The sequence below is a fragment of the Micromonospora cynarisoli genome, assembly GCF_030518815.1.
Lineage (GTDB): Bacteria > Actinomycetota > Actinomycetes > Mycobacteriales > Micromonosporaceae > Micromonospora > Micromonospora wenchangensis.
In genome coordinates this window covers 4,001,555-4,019,726 of record NZ_CP130426.1, presented here as the reverse complement: position 1 = coordinate 4,019,726, position 18,172 = coordinate 4,001,555, and the positions used below count along the sequence as shown (strand labels likewise).

Annotated in this window: 17 protein-coding genes and 1 pseudogene; 12 read left to right on the top strand and 6 right to left on the bottom strand. The window is 74.1% G+C overall.

Annotated features, from left to right (window positions below; translation table 11 throughout):
- Positions 1–48: 48 nt before the first annotated feature.
- Positions 49–4,431 (bottom strand): S8 family serine peptidase, encoded by a 4,383-nt coding sequence (locus Q2K16_RS17175; protein ID WP_302738618.1) that lies wholly within the window; start codon positions 4,429–4,431, stop codon positions 49–51.
- 300 nt (positions 4,432–4,731) lie between these two features.
- Between Q2K16_RS17175 and Q2K16_RS17170 the strand changes: the two genes are divergently transcribed.
- Together Q2K16_RS17170 and Q2K16_RS17165 are read left to right on the top strand one after the other, a co-directional pair.
- Positions 4,732–5,217, top strand: coding sequence for a winged helix-turn-helix domain-containing protein (locus Q2K16_RS17170; protein ID WP_302738617.1), 486 nt, complete (start codon positions 4,732–4,734; stop codon positions 5,215–5,217).
- A 53-nt stretch (positions 5,218–5,270) separates the two neighbouring features.
- Positions 5,271–6,110 carry a hypothetical protein gene (locus tag Q2K16_RS17165; protein WP_302738616.1) on the top strand — a complete coding sequence of 280 codons (840 nt, stop codon included), beginning with the start codon at positions 5,271–5,273 and terminating at the stop codon, positions 6,108–6,110.
- Between the two features lie 13 nt (positions 6,111–6,123).
- Here Q2K16_RS17165 and Q2K16_RS17160 read toward each other — a convergent pair whose 3' ends face one another.
- The 3 genes from Q2K16_RS17160 to Q2K16_RS17150 all read right to left on the bottom strand — a co-directional run bounded on the left by Q2K16_RS17160 (position 6,124) and on the right by Q2K16_RS17150 (position 9,008).
- A complete protein-coding gene (locus tag Q2K16_RS17160; RefSeq protein WP_302746512.1) occupies positions 6,124–8,178 on the bottom strand; it encodes an amylo-alpha-1,6-glucosidase in 2,055 nt (684 codons plus the stop codon).
- Positions 8,178–8,555, bottom strand: a complete 378-nt coding sequence (locus tag Q2K16_RS17155; protein ID WP_302738615.1) for an SCP2 sterol-binding domain-containing protein — start codon at positions 8,553–8,555, stop codon at positions 8,178–8,180. Before Q2K16_RS17155 ends, Q2K16_RS17160 begins: the two co-directional genes overlap by 1 nt.
- Positions 8,556–8,633: 78 nt before the next feature.
- Positions 8,634–9,008, bottom strand: coding sequence for a DsrE family protein (locus Q2K16_RS17150; RefSeq protein ID WP_302738614.1), 375 nt, complete (start codon positions 9,006–9,008; stop codon positions 8,634–8,636).
- A gap of 12 nt (positions 9,009–9,020) precedes the next feature.
- Here Q2K16_RS17150 and mtfM point away from each other — a divergent pair, with 12 nt between their 5' ends.
- Positions 9,021–9,125 carry a small membrane protein MtfM gene (gene mtfM / locus Q2K16_RS17145; RefSeq protein ID WP_067315095.1) on the top strand — a complete coding sequence of 35 codons (105 nt, stop codon included), beginning with the start codon at positions 9,021–9,023 and terminating at the stop codon, positions 9,123–9,125.
- Positions 9,126–9,188: 63 nt separating this feature from the next.
- Positions 9,189–9,779: a heme-binding beta-barrel domain-containing protein gene (locus tag Q2K16_RS17140; RefSeq protein ID WP_302738613.1), complete on the top strand. Its 591-nt coding sequence runs from the start codon at positions 9,189–9,191 to the stop codon at positions 9,777–9,779.
- Positions 9,780–9,790: 11 nt separating this feature from the next.
- Here Q2K16_RS17140 and Q2K16_RS17135 read toward each other — a convergent pair whose 3' ends face one another.
- A complete protein-coding gene (locus Q2K16_RS17135; RefSeq protein ID WP_302738612.1) occupies positions 9,791–10,633 on the bottom strand; it encodes an aminotransferase class IV in 843 nt (280 codons plus the stop codon).
- 91 nt (positions 10,634–10,724) lie between these two features.
- Here Q2K16_RS17135 and Q2K16_RS17130 point away from each other — a divergent pair, with 91 nt between their 5' ends.
- From Q2K16_RS17130 to Q2K16_RS17115, 4 genes are all read left to right on the top strand, one after another.
- Positions 10,725–11,129 (top strand): Fur family transcriptional regulator, encoded by a 405-nt coding sequence (locus tag Q2K16_RS17130; protein ID WP_145923066.1) that lies wholly within the window; start codon positions 10,725–10,727, stop codon positions 11,127–11,129.
- Entirely contained in the window at positions 11,126–12,238 is a 1,113-nt protein-coding gene (gene ygfZ, locus Q2K16_RS17125) for a CAF17-like 4Fe-4S cluster assembly/insertion protein YgfZ (RefSeq protein ID WP_302738611.1), read from the top strand. The genes Q2K16_RS17130 and ygfZ overlap by 4 nt, the downstream gene beginning before the upstream one ends.
- A gap of 145 nt (positions 12,239–12,383) precedes the next feature.
- On the top strand, positions 12,384–13,211 hold the full coding sequence (locus tag Q2K16_RS17120; RefSeq protein ID WP_302738610.1) for a beta-keto acid cleavage family enzyme: 828 nt from the start codon (positions 12,384–12,386) through the stop codon (positions 13,209–13,211).
- Between the two features lie 93 nt (positions 13,212–13,304).
- Positions 13,305–14,264, top strand: coding sequence for an asparaginase (locus Q2K16_RS17115; protein WP_302738609.1), 960 nt, complete (start codon positions 13,305–13,307; stop codon positions 14,262–14,264).
- 69 nt (positions 14,265–14,333) lie between these two features.
- Here Q2K16_RS17115 and Q2K16_RS17110 read toward each other — a convergent pair whose 3' ends face one another.
- Complete coding sequence (locus Q2K16_RS17110; protein ID WP_302738608.1) at positions 14,334–15,134, bottom strand: alpha/beta fold hydrolase; 801 nt, start codon at positions 15,132–15,134, stop codon at positions 14,334–14,336.
- Positions 15,135–15,245: 111 nt separating this feature from the next.
- On the opposite strand from Q2K16_RS17110, the pseudogene Q2K16_RS17105 reads away from it, so the two are divergent.
- From Q2K16_RS17105 to Q2K16_RS17090, 4 genes and pseudogenes are all read left to right on the top strand, one after another.
- A pseudogene (locus Q2K16_RS17105) lies at positions 15,246–15,938 on the top strand (helix-turn-helix domain-containing protein); the annotation flags it as partial.
- A 191-nt stretch (positions 15,939–16,129) separates the two neighbouring features.
- The gene (locus Q2K16_RS17100) at positions 16,130–16,885 is read left to right on the top strand and encodes a hypothetical protein (protein WP_302738607.1); all 756 of its coding nucleotides are present in this window, start codon (positions 16,130–16,132) and stop codon (positions 16,883–16,885) included.
- A 69-nt stretch (positions 16,886–16,954) separates the two neighbouring features.
- The gene (locus tag Q2K16_RS17095; RefSeq protein ID WP_091242743.1) at positions 16,955–17,269 is read left to right on the top strand and encodes a DUF2516 family protein; all 315 of its coding nucleotides are present in this window, start codon (positions 16,955–16,957) and stop codon (positions 17,267–17,269) included.
- Positions 17,266–18,153 carry an alpha/beta fold hydrolase gene (locus tag Q2K16_RS17090; RefSeq protein WP_302738606.1) on the top strand — a complete coding sequence of 296 codons (888 nt, stop codon included), beginning with the start codon at positions 17,266–17,268 and terminating at the stop codon, positions 18,151–18,153. The genes Q2K16_RS17095 and Q2K16_RS17090 overlap by 4 nt, the downstream gene beginning before the upstream one ends.
- Positions 18,154–18,172: the final 19 nt, after the last annotated feature.

Here is an 18,172-nt window from a genome sequence, read left to right as displayed (position 1 = left end):
GGTGGCCGCCGACCCCGGGCGGGGTCGACGGCCACCACGTGGAGCCGGTCAGAGGCCGGATGCCCGGACTCCCGCGCAGGTCGACGTCGGGGTCAGCCCGAAGTTGAGCGTCCCCACGATGCCCGCTTCCACGACGGTGCGCTGGACCTGGGGCACCCAACCGTCCTTGGCCACGATCGCCTCGTACCTGCCCTTCGGCAGCCACCAGGCGTAGCGACCCTGGGCGTCGGCGGTGAGCGTGGTGCCGGTGGTCGAGCCGACCAGGTTCAGCCGGATCGTGGCCGGGACGCCGACGGTCTGGCCGCCGCAGGTCACCCCGGTCACCGTGCCCTGGATCTTGCCCCAGTTGTTCGGCGGCGAGACGTTCATCTCGACCCCGACCGACGACACCGGGTACGGCGTGTCCGAGGTGATCCCCAGCTCACCCGAGTACGCCCCGGGCTGGAGCACCCCGGCTGCCGCCGTGGCGGTCAGCGTGACGGTGACCGTCTGGGACGCCCCCGGGGCGAGCGTGAAGCTGGTCGGCGCGGTGGACAGCCACGGCAGGTCACTGGCGTCCGAGCAGCCCTCCAGCCCGCCGAGCCGTTCGCTGTCCGGCGAGCCGACGAACGAGCTGGGCGACCCACCGATCTTGTACGCCCCGCAGGCGGCGGCACCCCGATACCTGCTGAACTGGGCGTTCGGCAGGTTCCGCCAGGCCCCGGCGACCGGGTCGAAGCCGAGCGTCCGGTTGGTGACCGACGTCGAGCCGCCCGTTACCCCGCCGGCCAGCACCAGCAGGCCGCCGGCCGACGCGTACTGGGAGCCCCAGAGGTCGACCGGGAGGTTCGGCAACGCGCTCCAGGTGTCCGACGCCGGCTCGTACCGCCAGGTGTCGGTGTACTCGTCGGCGGCGACCCCGCCCGCGCAGTACACCTGGCTGCCGATCCCGCCGCAGGACACCCAGGAGACCGGGTGCGGGTAGACCGCGCCGGTGCGGAACGTGCCGGTACGCGGGTCGAACACCACCAGCTTGTTGCTCTCCGTGCAGGTGGTGTCGACGCAGCCGCCGACCAGGTACACCTTGCCCCCGGCCACGGCGGTGCCGGCCGCGGCGGCGGGTGCCGGGTTGACCGCCCCGGCCAGGGTGCTCCACGCCCCGGTGGCCGGGTCGAAGACGTCCACCGACGGCTCCATGCCGTCGCCGTCGCCCCAACCGCCGATCACGTACAGCTTGCCGCTGATCCCCACGGCGGACGGCTTGGACCGGGCGTGCGGCAGGTCGGGCAGCGCCGTCCAGACGCCGGTGGCCGGATCGAACACCCAGGCCTTGCGCTCGTTGCCGGTGTCCCCACCGCCGCCGACCGAGTAGACCTTGCCGTCCAGGTTGGCCGCCGCGTTGTCGTAGATCGCCGCGGGCAGGTTGGTGATCCGGGCCCAGGCGTCGTCGGCCTGCGGCGCGGCGTCGACCGACCCGCCGCCGTAGCGGGCACCCGTACGGCCGGTGCTGATCCCCTTGACCACCTGCTCCCGCAGCGGTGCGCCGACGGTGGACAGCACCTCGAACCCGCCACCGCGTTCCAGCAGCTCCACGGTCGCCGGGGCGGTGCCGGTGTTGCGTACCGTCACCTTGGCGTTGCGGGTGCTGCCGTACGGCTGGTGGGCCTCGATCGTGGTGGTGCTGACGGTGAGCCGCCCCGCGGCCAGGGCCAGGTCGGCCCGGCGGGTGCTGTCGGCCACCACGGTCACCTGCTGGGTGACCGCCGTGTACGGCGGCCGGGAGGCGGTGAACGGGTGGGTGCCGGTCAGCCCCGAGAAGAGGTGGTAGAAGCCGTCCGGCAGGTTCGGGTCGTCCGGGGTGGCCGCCGAGACGGCCGTGTCGGTGGGCCGGTCGACGCTGGTCACCGTCACCCCGTTGACCGCCGCGCCGGTGTTGCGGTCGGTGGTGTTGCCGACCACCAGGCCCCCCGGAACGGGGGTGCAGTCCCGGTTCACCAGCTGGACGTCGTCCACCTGCCACCACCAGGCATAGGTGCCCTTGAACCGGAAGCGCACCAGCGCACCGGCCGCGCCGGCCGCCGGGGTCAGCGGCACCTCCTCGACCCGGGGGCCGCGTCGGCTCGCCGTCTGGTGCCAGACGTTCGTCCAGCTCGCCCCGGCGTCGGTGGAGACGTCCACGTCGGCGGTGTCGCTGATCCCGACGGCCCGCCAGTCACTGCGGAAGCGCAGCAGCGGCGCGGCCGAGGCGGACAGGTCGACCGGCGGGGTGACCAGGTCGGTGTCCTGGGTGTTGCCGGTGCCGAGCTTGTCGCTGTCGACGATCGCGAACCCGCCGGTGCCGCCGGTCAGGTTGCCCCGCGCACCCGGGTCGTTGAAGACCCAGCCGCCCTTGTCGGTGCGGTTGCGCACCGTCCAGCCCTCGGGCGCGGTGGTGCCGTCGAAGCTCTGCGACAGCAGTGGCGCGCTGAGGCTGCCGGTGTAGCCGGCGGCGGCACAGGCCGCCTCGACGGGGACCGGGATGTCGGCCGTGGTGCCCGTCGACCCGACGGTCAGGTCCTTGGTCACCGTGCGGTAGCCCGGGTAGTTCGCGGTGACGGTGAGCCGGTAGTCGGTGTTGCCGGCCACGGTGAACGAGTACCGGCCGGTCACCGGGTCGGTGAAGACGGGCGCGCCGGGGCGGCCGGCGACCTCGATCCTGGCGTACAGCGGCCAGCCGTGCCCGGAGCCGTCGGTGACCCGACCGGAGACGGTGACCGTCGGCGTGGCCGTCAGGGCGAAGTCCCGGGTGGCCGTGCCGTCCTCCGGGACGGTCACGGTGCCGGTCGCGGTCCGGAAGCCGTACGCGGACACGGTCAGCGTGGTCTCGCCGGCCGGGACGGTCAGCGAGTACCTGCCGTCGGTGCCGGTGGTGACGCTGCGCGCGCCCGTGGCGACGGTGGCACCCGCCACCGGGTCGCCGGTCGCCGCGTCGGTGACCCGGCCGCCGACCTGCCCCACCGGACCACGCGGGGCCTGCAGGACCGCCTCGTACGCGTTGAGCCGCCCCTCGCCGAAGACGTTGTTGTCGGCGGCGGTGCCCCCGCAGGTGGTCGCGTCGACGTCGGTCGCGGTGCGGTCGAGCAGCGCCTCGGTGCCGGCGATGTCCCCGCGCAGGCTGGGCGCGGCCGACCAGATCAGGGCGACCGTGCCGGCGACGTGCGGGGCGGCCATCGAGGTGCCGCTGAACGACGCGTACCCGTTACCGGGGACGCTGGAGCGCACGTTGCTCCCCGGCGCGGCGATGTTCGGCTTCAGCCCGGCCGGGTCGGTGGCGTCACCCCGGCCGGAGAAGCCGGAGATGGCGTTGTTCACGTCGTACGAGCCGACCGCGTACGCGTTGGGGTTGTCGCCTGGGGAGCCGGCGCTGCCGCAGGCCGGGCCGTCGTTGCCGGCGGAGAAGACCGGGAACATCCCGGCGGCCCGCCAGGCGGCCACGGTCTGCTGGTACCACGGGTCGCCGCCGTCGCCGCCCCACGAGTTGTTGACGATGTCGGGGCGCAGGTCGGGGCGGGGGTTCTGGCCGTTGAGGTCGGTCGGGGCGAGCACCCACTGACCGGCGGCCAGCAGCGAGGCGTCCGAGCAGCTGTTGGACTCGCAGCCCTTGGCGGCGATCCACTTCGCGCCGGGGGCGACCCCCACCTGGTTGGCGGAGCCGTCGGTGCCGACCATGGTGCCCATGGTGTGGGTGCCGTGGTCGTTGTTGTCGCAGGGGGCGTCCTGCGGGCAGATGCCGGCCGGGTCGTACCAGTCGTAGTTGTGGTCGAACGTGCCGCCACCCAGGTTGCCCCGGTAGGAGCCGACGAGCGCGGGGTGGTCGAACTGCACGCCGCTGTCGATGTTGGCGACGACCAGGCCCTCGCCCCGGTCGCCGAACTCGTCCCAGACGCGGGGTGCGCCGATGTTGGTCAGCCCCCACTCGACGGCGTCGGTGCCGGCGCGGGCGGCGGTGCTGCGCACCGGACGGATCAGCGGGTAGCTGCGGGTCGGTGCGATCCGCTCGACCTCGGGCCGGGCGGCGATGGTGTCCAGTAGCGCCCGGTCCCCGGTCACCCGCAGCGCGTTGGCGATCCAGTAGGCGGTGTAGGTGGCCTTCCGGTCGTCGAGCACGGCCCGCAGGTCGCGCTGGGTCCGCTCGGCGGTGGTGGTGAGCAGCCGGTGCACCTCGTCGGCGCGGGCGTCCGGGCTGCGCAGCCGGGCCGCCTGCGCGAGCGGGGCCTGTTCGCGCAGGTACACCAGGAAGGTCTCGGTACCGTCGGCGAGCCCGTCGAGGACCTGCCGGTCCACGGTGGCCCGGGGCGCGGCCGGCGCGGCCCCGGCGGGTAGTGCGGGCTGGGCGGTGAGGCCCAGGAGTCCGGCCGCGAGCGCGGCCACCAATCGCCACCGGGACGGTCGTCCGGTCGGTCGTCTGAGCACGCTGTTCCTCCCCACGTCGTCGGGCCCGATCGGTTCGGGCCCGGCCGCGTGTGCCGGGGTCGCGGCCACGCGGAGCGGCTGAGGAGGTGGCCGGTGGTGGGTGCTGCGTGGGCCCCCACGGCCGCTGTGCATCATGCTCAGCCGGATAACCAAGCTGATCAATGGATCGGGTCGGTCAGTATTCGGTCAGTAACCGGGCGCCACGCTGACCGCTAGGCTGACGGCAGGCCGCGCCGGCCCCCGTCGTGGGCAGACGGGCCGCCGGGCAGCGGGCGGCGGGTGCGGTCCTGGGGAGGACGGGTGACCGGTGTCGACATCCCTTTCGTGGTCTGTGTCAGCGCTGACGTCTCGGTCCGGGAGCGGGTGGTCCGCCGGCTCGACGACCTCGGCCCGGTGGTGATCTGCGCCGACCTGGCCGAGCTGCGCGCCATGCTCTTCCCGGGCCCGCCGGTGCCGGCTCCCGCGTCCCCGCCGGAGCAGCTCCCGGTGCGCTGCGGCGACCTCGTCGTCGACCCGGCCCGCCACCTCGTCACCTGGCGGGGGGAGCCGCTGGCGCTGACCCGGCTGGAACGGGAACTGCTGGCCCGGCTGGCCGGCGACCCGGGGGCGGTCTGGAGCTACGAACGGATCTTCGGCTCGGTCTGGGGCGGCGCCTGGCTGGGCGACGCGGCCATCCTGCACTCGGCGGTCAAGCGGCTGCGCCGCAAACTGCGCGAGGTGGCCGGCGGCCCGCAGGTGCAGACCGTACGCGGCGTCGGCTACCGGCTCGCCGTACCGCGCGCCTGACACCCGGACCACCGGCGGGTGGGCCGGCGGCGGGGGCGTGACACGATGGCCCGGTGAACGGTGCCGTCCAGCAGGGCTACGCCCCACCGACCGGTCCGTCCGCGCCGCGCCGCCGGCTAGCCTGGCTGCTGGCCGTGACGGTGGCCTGGGCGGTGGTGGTGGGCGGGCTCACCTGGTGGTCGGCCCGGCACGACCCGCCGACGGTCAAGGAGCAGCGCACCCTCGCCGAGGCCGGCCCGGTGGTCGACCGGGCGCTCGGTGAACTGGTCGCGGCGGTCGGCGACGGCGCCTGGGCGCTGACCGGTCCGCAGGTCGAGCGCGGCTGCCGGATCACCCCGATGGCCGACGGCGCGACCCTGAGCCGGGGGCTGGACGTGCTGGTCGCCGAGGGTGGCGAGCGGGCCCTGCTGGACCGGGTCGCCGACCGGCTGCCGGCCGACTGGCGGGCCGGGGTGCGGGCCGGCGCGTCGGGTCCCCGGCTGCGCGCCGACGCCGGGAAGTTCGTCGTCGTGCAGGGCCGGGTCACCAGCGGTGGCCGGGTCCGGTTCACCGCCGACACCGGGTGCCGCCCGGTCGGTGCCGGCTATCCGCAGCCGTCGGCGGCCCCCGCCGACCCGACGCTGGACGCCGCGCTGCGGGCGTTGGGCCGCCCGGCGCGGTCCGCCCCGGAACAGGTCACCGCCCCGTGCCCGGGAGGTGGCACCGCGCGTACCGTCGCCGTCTCGGCAGGCGACGCGCCGGTCGTGCTGACCGGCCTGCGTCCGCTGGCCGCCGGCTCCCCGGTGGCCGACCTCCCCGAGGTGTACGCCTACCGCAGCGGCCCGGCCACCGTGCTGGCCGACGGCACCGGCACGCAGGTACGGCTCGCCGCCTCCACCGGCTGCCCCGGCTGACCCGCCCGACCGGTCAGCGCCGGGGTCCGTGCTCACGTGGGGTACGGCTGCGGCCCAGGGCGTCGACCCGCCCCCACCGGCCCGGGATGTCCAGCAGTTCGACCCGGCCCATCCCCTCCGGCACCAACGGATCGATGATCAGGTGCTCGCCCTGCGGTTCCAGACCGAGGATCACCCGCAACAGCAGCAGCGGGGTGCCCGCCGACCAGGCCTGCGGGCTGCACGCCGTCGGATACTGCACCGGGTAGTCGGTGAGGGTGCGCTCGTAGCCGGCGAACGCCTCCGGTAGCCGTCCGTCGAAGAACCGGGAGGCGTCGAGCATCGCCTCGCAGATCCGCCCGGCCTCGTCCCGGAAGCCGTACCGGCTCAGGCCCCAGGCGATGAACGCGTTGTCGAACGGCCACACCGTGCCGACGTGGTAGCCGATCGGGTTGTAGCGGCCCTCGTCGGTGGCCAGCGTGCGTACCCCCCAGCCGGAGTAGAGCCGGGGGCCGAGCAGGTGCTCGGCGATCCGGGCCGCCCGGGGCTCGTCGACGATGCCGCTCCACAGCAGGTGGCCGATGTTGGAGGTGAGCGAGTCGACGTGCCGGCCGTCCGGGTCCAGGGCGACGGCGAAGTACTCCTTCTCCGGAATCCAGAAGTCCCTGTTGAAGCGTTCCTTGAGCGCCGCCGCCTCCCGTTCCAGCCGGTCGGCGTACTCCGGGTCGTTCCAGAACAGCCGGGCCATCCGGGCGCCGCGCCGCTTGGCGTCGTAGGCGTACCCCTGGATCTCGCAGGTGGCCCGGGGGAAACCGGGCAGCCGGCCGTCGGCGTAGGAGATGGCGTCCCAGGAGTCCTTCCAGCACTGGTTCTCCAGGCCGGTCTCCGGGTTGCGGCTGCGGTACCAGACGTACCCGGTGCCGAGCAGGTCGCCGTAGCTGTCGATCCAGTCCAGCGCCGCGCGGGCGGCGAACTCCAGCCGTTTGACCAGCGCGGCGTCCCCGGTCCACCGCTCGTACTCGTCGAGCAGGATGAGGAACAGCGGCGTCGAGTCGGCCGCCCCGTAGTAAGGGGAGTGCGGCTGCTCCTCGAAGCCTGCGGTCTCCCCGTACCGCAGCTCGTGCAGGATCTTGCCGGGTTCCTCGTCGCGGAAGTCGTCGAGCCGGTGACCCTGGAGCCCGGCCAGCATCAGGATCGTCGGCGGCACCAGCTCCGGCAGGAACGGCAGCACCTGCAAGGAGGTGAGCATGCTGTCCCGCCCGAACAGGGTCATGAACCACGGCAGGCCGGCCGCGAGCAGCCGTACGCCCAACGTGATCGACTCGTACCGGAGGGCGGCCAGGTCGTGCAGGCTCTGCCGGTACGCCCCGGCGAGCGGCTCGCAGTCGCAGCCGAGTTGGGGCGCCCGGGCGATCAGTTCCTCCTGTTCGTCGCGGATGACCGACGGCCCGCGTGCCGCCCCGAGCGCGGTGGTCGCCCGGACGTCCTCGCCGCGAGCGCCGTGGATGATCGGCGTCACGGTCAGCCGGGTGCTCCACTCGGAGTGCGGGGCGACGGTGATCGACCAGGTCATCCCGGCCTGGTCGACGCGGGCGTCGGCGCTGCTGGTGATCGCCGCCTCGCGGTGGAACGCCTCCCGCCGGTAGGTCAGCCGGAGCGCGTTGTCCTCGGCGACGGCGCTGGTGCGGCCCTTCTTCGGCCGCTGGTGCTTGATCTCGAAGAGGTCGGCGAAGTCGGAGCCCATCTCCAGCCGCAGGTCGAAGCGCGTCTCCCGGCCCGAGTGGTTGAGCACGGTGAGTTCCTCGGTGAAGTTGCCGCCGATCGACCGGGTTCGGATCATCGACACCTTGGCGTCGAGGTAGTGCGTCGGCTCACCCGGGACGAGGAAGAACCGGGTCTGGTAGGAGTGGGCGTCGTCGATCGAGAGGGCGTGCAGCCGCTCCCCGTCGAGGGTGAGCAGCCAGGTGGACAGGAACCGGGTGTCGAACGAGAACAACCCGGTCGGGAAGTCGAACGACGGTTCGACGTCCCCGCGTCCGTCGCAGACCAGGAAGGTGTTGCCGTCGAGGATGCTGACCCGCTGCTGCATCACGCCCGTCCGGTCTGCTCGCGGGCGGTTTCCCGGGGGTCGCGTACCCCGGGCGGGGCGGGGAAGAACCGCCGGAACACCAGGAACAGCATCACGTTGCCGCTGAACGTCGACTCGTTGCGCAGCACCGCCGAGACGCCCTGGGCACGCCCGGTGACCAGCCGTTCGAAGAGGTCCGCGCTGCTGTTCCAGACCGCGTCCGCCGGGCCGCTGGCCCGTTCCACCACCGCCCGGCCGGGGCTGATCCGTACCAGCCAGTGGTCGGTGTGGTCGTCGGTGAGCAGGTCGATCTGGAGCGTCCCGGTGACCGGGGCACGCAGCACCGCCGGGGCACGTGCCGGCAGTGCCGCGAAGAACTCCTCCGTCGCCCGACTCACCTCCGCATGGTAGGCAAAATGCCTACAGACAGGGGCATTATCAGCACCGCCCGGTGGGGCCGGTGGTGGGCGGCCGGGTCAGTAGACCAGCGCCTGCGCGCCCTCGGCCATCGCCTCCTCGACGAAGACGGCCGCGCCGGCGATCCGGACGCCGGGCAGCACGTCGTCCGGGCCGATCTCCCGGCGGGCGGCGCACTGCGTGCAGGCGGTGACCTGGCCGGTGGCGAGGATGACGTCCAGCAGGTCGTCGAGCGGTGCCGAGTGCGGCAGGGTGAACTGCCCGGCCCGACCGGGCACGGCGAACCAGGTGGATTCGCCGGTCAGCCAGAGCGACACGGTCACCCCGGCGGCGGCGGCCGTGGCGGCCACCGTGAACGCCTGCGCGCACCGCTCCGGGGCGTCCGCTCCGGCGGTGGCCTTGACGACGAGAGTGCGGCCCATGGAGCCCAGCATAGGATGACCATGATGGTTACCGAGATCGGGTTCGTCAGCCTGCTGGTCGCAGGCCTGGGCGCGCTCGCCGGTGGCCTGGTCTACCTGGCCGTACGCCTGTCGAGAGGTAAGTGGTGATCCGGTGAGCGCGAGGAGTGAGCCGGGGTTGCGAGCCCCGCAGTCGCGAACGAAGGAGACCCGGTGAGCGACGAGAATCCCCTTCAGCCGCCGTGGTTGAACGCGCCGCCGGTCGAGGAGTACCCGTACCAGGAGAGTCACGACCTGCGGGTCGGTCCGAAGTTGCACCCGTCGCTGGACGGCCTGCTGCCGTACGTCGGGGTGTGGCGCGGACGGGGGCGGGGCGGGTTCCCCACCATCGAGGACTTCGACTACGCCCAGGAGATCCGGATCAGCCACGACGGCCGGCCGTTCCTGTTCTACGAGTCCCGGGCCTGGCTGCTCGACGAGGAGAGCCGTCCGGTCCGGCCGGCCGGGCGTGAGGTGGGCTGGTGGCGTCCGGTGCTGGACGGCGAGCGGGTCACCGACGAGCTGGAGGCGCTGATGACCACGCCGACGGGGATCATGGAGCTGCACATCGGCCGGCGCACGGGTACGCAGATCGAGTTCGCCACCGATGCGGTGGTGCGTACGGCCACCGCCAAGGAGGTGACGGCGGGTGCCCGGCTCTTCGGCATCGTGGAGGGGGCGCTGCTCTACGCCCAGGAGATGGCGGGCATGGGTCACAGCCTCTCGCCGCACCTGTCCGCCCGGCTGATCCGGGTGGCCGGCTGACCCGACCACCCTCACGGAAACCCGAGCAGCCCCCGGAGGCGGGGGGTGTGCGGGGCGGCCGGGCGGGGCGTGCCGTCGAGGGTCCTGACCTCGACCAGGCCGCGTACCGAGGAGGTCAGCCAGATTCCGGCGGCGGCGTGCAGCCCGGCCGGGGTGACCATCCGCTCGGCGGGGGTGAGGCCCAGCTCGGTGGCGTGGTCGAGCAGCCAGCCGCAGGTGGTGCCGGGCAGGATGCCGGTGCGCGCGGCCGGGACGGTGCACAGGGTGTCGCCGTCCAGCCAGACGACGTTCGCGGCCGGAGCTTCCAGCACGTAGCCGTCGGTCGAGACCCAGACCACGTCGTCCACGCCGCTGCGGGCGGCCCAGCGGCGGGCGGCGCTGCTGGTCGCGTACGAGATGGACTTGATGCCCGTCGGCAGCCAGGACAGTTCGGGGCGGGCCGTGGCCGGCACCCCGAGGGGCAGGGTGGCGACGGCGACCCCGGTGTGGCGCAGCCGCTTCGCGGCGGCCGGCACTTCGGCCAGGGTGGCGTAGACGGTGGGCAGCCCGCCGCCCTCCGGCCCCCGGGTGCAGACCAGGCGCAACGCGCCCTCGACCCCGCCGGGCCAGCCCTCGGCGAGGGCGTCCAGCAGGTCCACCAGCACCGTGTCGGGTGGCAGCGGGAGTTCCAGGGCAGCGGCTCCGGCGCGCAGCCGGGCCAGGTGTTCGGCCCGCAGCCAGGGGCGTCCGCCGCGCAGGTGCATGGTCTCGAACAGTCCGTCGCCGCGCAGCACACCCAGGTCGTCCCCGCGCAGCACCGGCTCCGTCGCGGGGACGACGCCCCGGCCGAGCACGGCGATCCTCGATGCCACCACGACCGCCGAGCCTAGCGGCGGCACGACGCGGCCGGGCGCGGCCCGGCGGCCGAACTATGATCGGACGGTGTCCGAATCCTCGCTGGCGGAAATGCTCCGCTCCCGCGGGTTGCGGCTGACGGCGCAGCGGCAACTGGTCCTCCAAGCCGTGCTCGACCTGGGGCACGCCACACCGGAGCAGGTGCACACCGCGGTCCGGGAGGTGGCCGCCGGGGTCAACATCACCACCATCTACCGAACACTGGAGCTGCTGGAACGGCTCGGTCTGGTGACCCACACCCACCTGTCGCACGGCTCGCCGACCTACCACGCGGCGGGTGAGCACCAGCACATCCACCTGGTCTGCCGGGAGTGCGGCGCGGTCGACGAGATCGACCCGGAGCTGATGCGTCCGCTTGCCGACCAGCTCGCCACCGAGCGGGGCTTCCGGGTGGACATCGGGCACGTGGCGCTCTTCGGCGTCTGCGACAACTGCGAGGACGGGGAACCGACATGATCGACATCGGGGGGGCGGTCGCCGTCGAGGCGATCGACGAGGCCAGCCGGGACCAGCCGGACGCCGAGCACCGGGCGGCCGGGGTACGCGGCGTCGCCGCCCACTACGGCGACCCGCTGCGGGAGCAGCGCACCCTGGCCACCGGGGTCGGTCTGGTGGACCGCTCGCACCGGGGGGTCGTCGCCGTCTCCGGCCCGGAACGGATCGGCTGGCTGCACACCCTGACCAGCCAGCACCTCGCCGCGCTCGGCCCGTGGCAGGGCACCGAGCTGCTGGTGCTCAGCCCGCACGGGCACGTCGAGCAGCACGCCATGGTCACCGAGGACGGCGAGACCACCTGGCTGGACACCGAGCCGGGGATGACCGCCGGCCTGCTGACGTACCTGGAGAAGATGCGGTTCTTCAGCCAGGTCGAGCCGCGTGACACCACCGCCGACCACGCGCTGCTGTCGCTGGTCGGGCCACAGGCCACCGACGCCGCCGCCACGCTCGGCGTGACCGGCCTGGCCGCACCCGAGGTGCTCACGGTGCCCGGTCCGAAGTTCCGCTCCGGCGAGCTGCCCCCGCGCCCCACCGTCCGGTACGATGTGCAGCCGCTGACCGGTGGCGGGTGGGCCCGCCGGGTCCCGCTCGGGGTGGACCTGCTGGTGCCCCGGCCCGCCCTGGACGGGGTCGTCGCCGGGCTGCGTGCCGGCGGGGTGCCGGCGGCCGGGCTGTGGGCGTACGAGGCGGTGCGGGTGGCCGCCCGACGGCCCCGGGTCGGGGTGGACACCGACCACCGGACGATCCCCGCCGAGGTGGGCCTGATCGCCCCGGCGGTGCACCTGGACAAGGGCTGCTACCGGGGGCAGGAGACGGTCGCCCGGGTGCACAACCTGGGCAAGCCGCCGCGTCGGCTCGTCCTGCTGCACCTGGACGGGGTGACCACCGACCAGCTTCCGGCGGCGGGCACCCCGGTCACCCTGGACGGCCGGACGGTCGGCTTCGTCGGCACCGCCGTGCACCACTTCGAGCTGGGTCAGGTCGCGCTGGCCGTGGTCAAGCGCAACCTCGCCGACGACGCCCGGCTGTCGGTGGGCGACACCGCCGCCGCCGTCGACCCGGAGTAGCCGACCCGGCCGACGCTAAGGATGCCCACCCGCTGCCACGGCGACGGGAATTTCTTCGCGCATTCCTCTTCGAGCGTGCGGTTCTTCCTGTGTCGGCCCGGCCGTGCCGTCGACCCGGGCGGCCGGGGCGGTTACCATCGCCGGCATGACGACAGGGACGTTGATCACGGTTGCCCCGACCGGCGCGGAGTCTGCCAAGGCGGAGGTGCCGGCGCTGCCGGTGACCCTCGACGAGTTGCTGCTCACCGCCAAGGAGTGCGAGGCGCTCGGCGCTTCCGTGATCCACGTCCACATCCGGGACGACGAGGCCCGTCCCACCCTCGACCGGGGGCGGCTGCGGGAGACGGTGGCGGCGCTGCGTGAGGGCACCGACCTGATCGTGCAACTCTCCTCCGGCGGCGCGGTGACCGACCCGGAGGCCGACCGGCTGGCCGTGCTGGACGCCGCCCCGGACATGGCCTCCTGCACCATGGGCACCGTCAACTTCGGCGACGACGTCTTCCTCAACCGGTGGGAGTTCATCGTCGACCTGCACACCGGGATGCAGGAACGCGGCATCCTCCCCGAGTACGAGATCTTCGACCTCGGCCAGCTCGCCGCCCTGCCCCGCCTGCTCGACCGGTACGGCCTGCCGCACGGCGGGCACGTGCACGTCGACTTCGTGATGGGGGTGCCGGGCGGGATGCCGGGCACCACGGCCACCCTGGTCGCCGCCCAGCAGATGCTGCGTGACCTGCCGGCGGGCACCACCTTCTCGGCCACCGGCATCGGCCGCAGCACGATCCCGGTGATGCTGGCTTCGCTGTCCACCGGCGGTCATCTCCGGGTCGGCATGGAGGACACCGTGACGTACGCCAAGGGCCGCCCGGTGGAGTCCAACATGCAGCTCGTCGCCCGCGCGGTCGGGTTCGCGCAGCTCGCCCAGCGCCCGCCGCTGACCACCACCGAGGCCCGCCGGCTACTCGGCCGGTAAGCCACGCCCGGCCCACCGCTCCCTACCCCGACGGCTGACGTCGCAGGTCACCCGGGTGTCGGCCGCATCGGCCCGCGTCGGTACCTTCCCAGGGTGACCAAGACGTACGAGGGTGGCGAGCCGCTCGCCGAGGTGGTCCGGTCGGGGTTCGTGGAGGGTGTGCACCGGGGTTCGGTGGTGGTGCTCGACGCCGACGGCGCACCGGTGGCCGGTGCCGGGGACGGTGCCTCGCCGATCTTTCCCCGGTCGGCCAGCAAGCCGTTGCAGACGCTCGGCATGCTCCGGGCCGGCCTGGCGGTGACCGACCCGGCCGACGTCGCGCTCGTCTCGGCGAGCCACGCCGGTGAGGAGTTCCACCTGGCCCGGGTGGCGGCGCTGCTGCGCTCCGCCGGCCTCGACCCGGACGCCCTGCACTGCCCGCCCGACCTGCCGTTCGGCGAGGCCGCCCGGGAGTCCGTGCTCCGGGCCGGCGGTGGCCCGAGCCGGCTGGCGATGAACTGCTCCGGCAAGCACGCCGGGATGCTGCTGACCTGCCTGGCCGCCGGCTGGCCGCTGGACGGCTACTGGCGACCGGAGCACCCGTTGCAGCGGCAACTGACCGCCACCGTCGAGGAGTTCACCGGTGAACGGGTGGCGGCGGTGGGCGTGGACGGCTGCGGCGCGCCGGTGCTGGCCGTCTCGCTGACCGGGCTGGCCCGGGCGTTCCTGCGGTTGGTGACCGCCGAGGCCGGCTCCCCGGAGCGCACCGTCGCGGACGCGATGCGGGCGTACCCGGAACTGGTCGGCGGCACCGGGGCGGACGACACCCGGCTGATGCGGGGCGTGCCGGGGATGCTGGCGAAGATCGGCGCGGAGGGGGTGATCGCCGCCGCGCTGCCCGGCGTCGGCGCGGTCGTCCTCAAGATCGACGACGGGGCGCCCCGGGCCCGGATGCCGGTGCTGGTCTCCGGGCTGCGCCGGCTCGGCGTGCAGGCCCCCGTCCTGACCGAGTACGCCGAACTGCCTCTGCTGGGTGGCGGCCTCCCCGTCGGCGCGGTCCGCCCCGTCTGGTGACGGGGCGGCCGGGCGCCTGTGGGTGGGTGGTCCGTCGTCGCGTGCGGGCGGGTCGGGTCGCCCGCATGGTCAGGGCAGGAAGGAGCGGAGGGCGTCGGCGACCGGGACCGGGCGTTCCAGCGGGACCAGGTGGGCCGCGTCGGGCACGTCGGGGAGGCGGCAAGCGTCCGGGGCCTCGGCGGCGATCCGGTCGGCCAGCCGGATGATGTCCGGGATGTCGACGGCGCCGGCGGTGACCAGCACCGGCATCCGCAACTCGCCGAGCCGGCCGATGGCGGGCGGGTCGAGTTCGGCGACGTCCACCGCGCTCAGCGCCTGCTCGGCGGCGAGGGCCCGGCGGTCCGACTCCTCGGCGGCGGCGATGAACGCCGGGTCCAGGTCCTCCGGGCGGCGGTGCGGCCCGACCACCCAGAACCGCACCTCACCTGCCGCGCTCGCCGCGAGATCGTCCTGGTCGACCTCGCCGACCAGGGTGTCCCACAACTCCTCGGTCTGCTCCGACCACTCGTGCCCGGACACGGCGGTGCCGAACAGCGCCAGCGCCGACACCCGCTGCGGGTACGCCAACGCGGTGTCGATCGCCACCGCCCCGCCGAACGAGCAGCCGACCAGGGCTGCCTGGGCGATGCCGAGCGCGTCCAGCACCGCCCGGACGTCGTCGTGGTGGGCGAAGGACTCCGGCGGCAGCGCGGAATCCCCGTAGCCGCGCAGGTCCAGGCAGATCACCCGGTGCCGGTCGGCGAGGGCGTCCCGTACGCCGTGCCACATGCGCCGGTCGGCGATCCCCGCGTGCAGCAGGAGCGCCGGGCTCCCGCTGCCCGCCTCGTCGTACCCCAGGGTGGTGCCGTTGACGGCGATGTTCGTGGTCACGCCGTGCAAGGTACGGACCGGGCATCAGGTGCCGCAACGGCGTTTGTTACCTCGCTAACTATGGCAAGCATTTTGCTTGCTGGAGCTAGCAGTGCGGACTACGGTTGGGGTATGGCCGCACCCAAGGATCTACCCGACGTCGGCGGATTCATCCGTGACCTGCGGCGGAACGCCAAGATCTCGCTCCGCCAACTCGCCGAGCAGGCGGGGGTGAGCAACCCCTACCTCAGCCAGATCGAGCGGGGCCTGCGCAAGCCCAGCGCCGAGGTGCTCCAGCAACTCGCCAGCGCGCTGCGGGTCTCCACCCCGGCGATGTACCTGCGGGCCGGGCTGCTCGACGACAAGGAGGGGCAGGGGGTGCTCGCCGCCATCGCGGTCGATCCCGACCTCACGATGGCCCAGAAACAGTCCCTCAGCCAGATCTACGAGACCTTCCGTCGGGAGAACACCCGCCTGGCCGAGGCCGAAGCCGCCGCCAACCCGTCCGCCGAGGACGAGCCGGTGGCCACGGCCGGGCCCACCGGCGCACCCGACGGACCGGCCACCGCCACCGCAGCGGACCCGTCCGCTGTGGGCCCGGCCGTCACCGACGTGACGGCCGCGCCGGCCGTCACGGACGGGGCCGCCGTCACGGATCAGCCGGTCGTCACCGACCGGACCGCCGCCATGGCGGACCGGCCGGCCACCCCGGCCCCGGCGACGGCCGGCCCGTCCGCGCCGACCGTGCCGACCGAGGCGGCAGCGGGTATCACCCAGGCGGCCACCGGCCCGGTCACCCGGGAGGGCACCCCGACCGAGGCCGTCCTCGAATCCGTCGCCCGCACCGAGGCGGGCACCGCCCCGGCCCCGGGCACGGCCGACGCCGCGACGGCACCGCGGTCCCCGGCCACCGGGGCGGACCCCGCGCCCACCACCGGCACCCGCGCCGACCGGGCGGATGCCGCACCCACGACCAGCACCAGCAGGGCCGCCGGAGCGGCCGAGGAGGAGTTGTCATGACCCAGCCGAAGACCAACCGCATCCCTGCCCCGCTCTACGCCGCCGCCGGTGCCGGAGAGCTGGCCTACCAGCAGCTGCGCAAGCTGCCCACCGTCGCGACCGAGCTGGGCAACCGGGTCGTCGCCGACGGCACCAAGGTCGTCGCCGAGCTGGGCGGCCGGGCCGTCGTCACCGGGGTCGAGCTGCGGCAGAAGGCCACCGAGACCTTCCGTACCGCCAACCTGACCGCCACCGGCCTGCGTGAGCGGGTCGCCCCGACCGAGCTGAACCTGGACAAGCTGCGCGCCGAGCTGGACCTGGACAAGCTCCGGGCCGAACTGGACCTCGACCGGCTGCGCGGGGCCGCCACCCGCAACGCCGCCGTCGTGGTCGCCGGGGCGCAGGCGGCCCAGGAGCGTGCGTTGGCCGCGTACGGTGCGTTGATCGCCCGGGGCGAGCGGGTGGTCGGTGCCGGGGTCCTGGAGGCCGCCGACACCGTCAACGCCGACATCGAGACGACCGAGGCCACCGTGCGCACCGGCACCACGCAGGACACCACGACCGGCCCGGCGGACGTGGCCACCGCCGACCACACCCCGACCCCGGCGGACGTGGCCGAGGTCGTCGAGGCCAAGCCGGCCGCCGCCAAGACCACCCGGACCCGGGTGACCAAGGCCGCCAAGGCCACCAAGCCGGCGGCGACCGGGTCGACCGCGACCGGCACGACGGCGAAGCCGAAGACCACGAAGCGGACCCGCCCGGCCGCCGAGTGACCGTCGTCGAACCGGCCCCGGGGGCGTCCTGACGGACGTTTCCGGGGCCGGCGGCATATGCTGGCCGACATGGCCATCGCCGCGCCGATCTTCGTGTTCCACCTCGTCTACGTGATCGACCTGATCCTGCTCGTGTTCGCACTGGCGGTGCAGGGCATCTCGCTGGTGCACGCGTTCACCCAGCGCTCGGACGCGTTTCCGGCGATCGGGACCCTCCCCAAGGGCGGCTGGATCGCGATCCTCGCCGTCTGCATGCTGCTCACCCTGCTCGGTTTCGGCGCGCTGAGCATCTTCGGGCTGATCGGCATCGCGGCCGGCCTGATCTACCTGCTCGACGTCCGGGTGGGGCTGCGCGACCTGCACGACGGCAAAGGGTTCTGGTGAGGGGTTTCCGCTGGCCGCCACCACCGGACGGCGGACCCCGCACCTGGGGCCCGGGGCCCGGGGCGCCGCGTACCGGGCGACCCGCCCTGCCGGAGCCGGAGACCGAGCTGGTCGCCACCCCGCACGACGTGCAGTTGGAACGGCTGGTCACCGGCGTCGGTGACCCGATCACCGTGTTCGCGCACGGGTTCGGCAACGGCATCGCCACCACCCGTCCGTTCGGCAGCGCGGTCGCCGGTCGCCGGGTCTTCTTTCAGTTCCGGGGGCACGGCCGCTCCGACGCGCCGCCCGGCCCGTGGAGCTACCTCGACCTGGCCCGCGACCTGCGGGCCGTGGCGGATCTCAGCGGCGCCACCCGGGCGTTCGGGGCCAGCCTCGGCGCGGGCGCGCTGTGCCGGCTGCTCGCCGAGAGCCCGGACCGGTTCGAGAAGCTGGTCTTCCTGCTCCCCGCTGTCCTCGACCGGCCGCGCGGCCCGATCGCCCAGCAGCGGCTGGCCGACCTGCTGGAGGCGGTGTCCGGCGGGGACGCCTCGGCCGTGGCGGACGTGGTCGCCCTGGAGCTGCCGCCGTCGGTCCGCAACACCCCGGCCGGTTGGGCCTACCTGCGCCAGCGGCTCGACCAGCTGCTCCGCGACGGGCTCGCCACCGGCCTGGCCGACCTGCCGGAGCAGTCCCCGCTGACCGACCTCGCCACCCTGGCGGGGGTGACCGCGCCGGCCCTGGTGATCGGCTGCGTCGGCGACGACCTGCACCCGACCCACATCGCCGCCGAGCTGGCCGACGCGCTACCGCAGGCGACGCTGCACGTCTACGACCGTCCCGGGTTCGCCTGGACCGACCGGGCCGACCTGCGGGACCGGATCTCCACCTTCCTCAACGACTAGCGTCGGCGTCCGCCGTGGG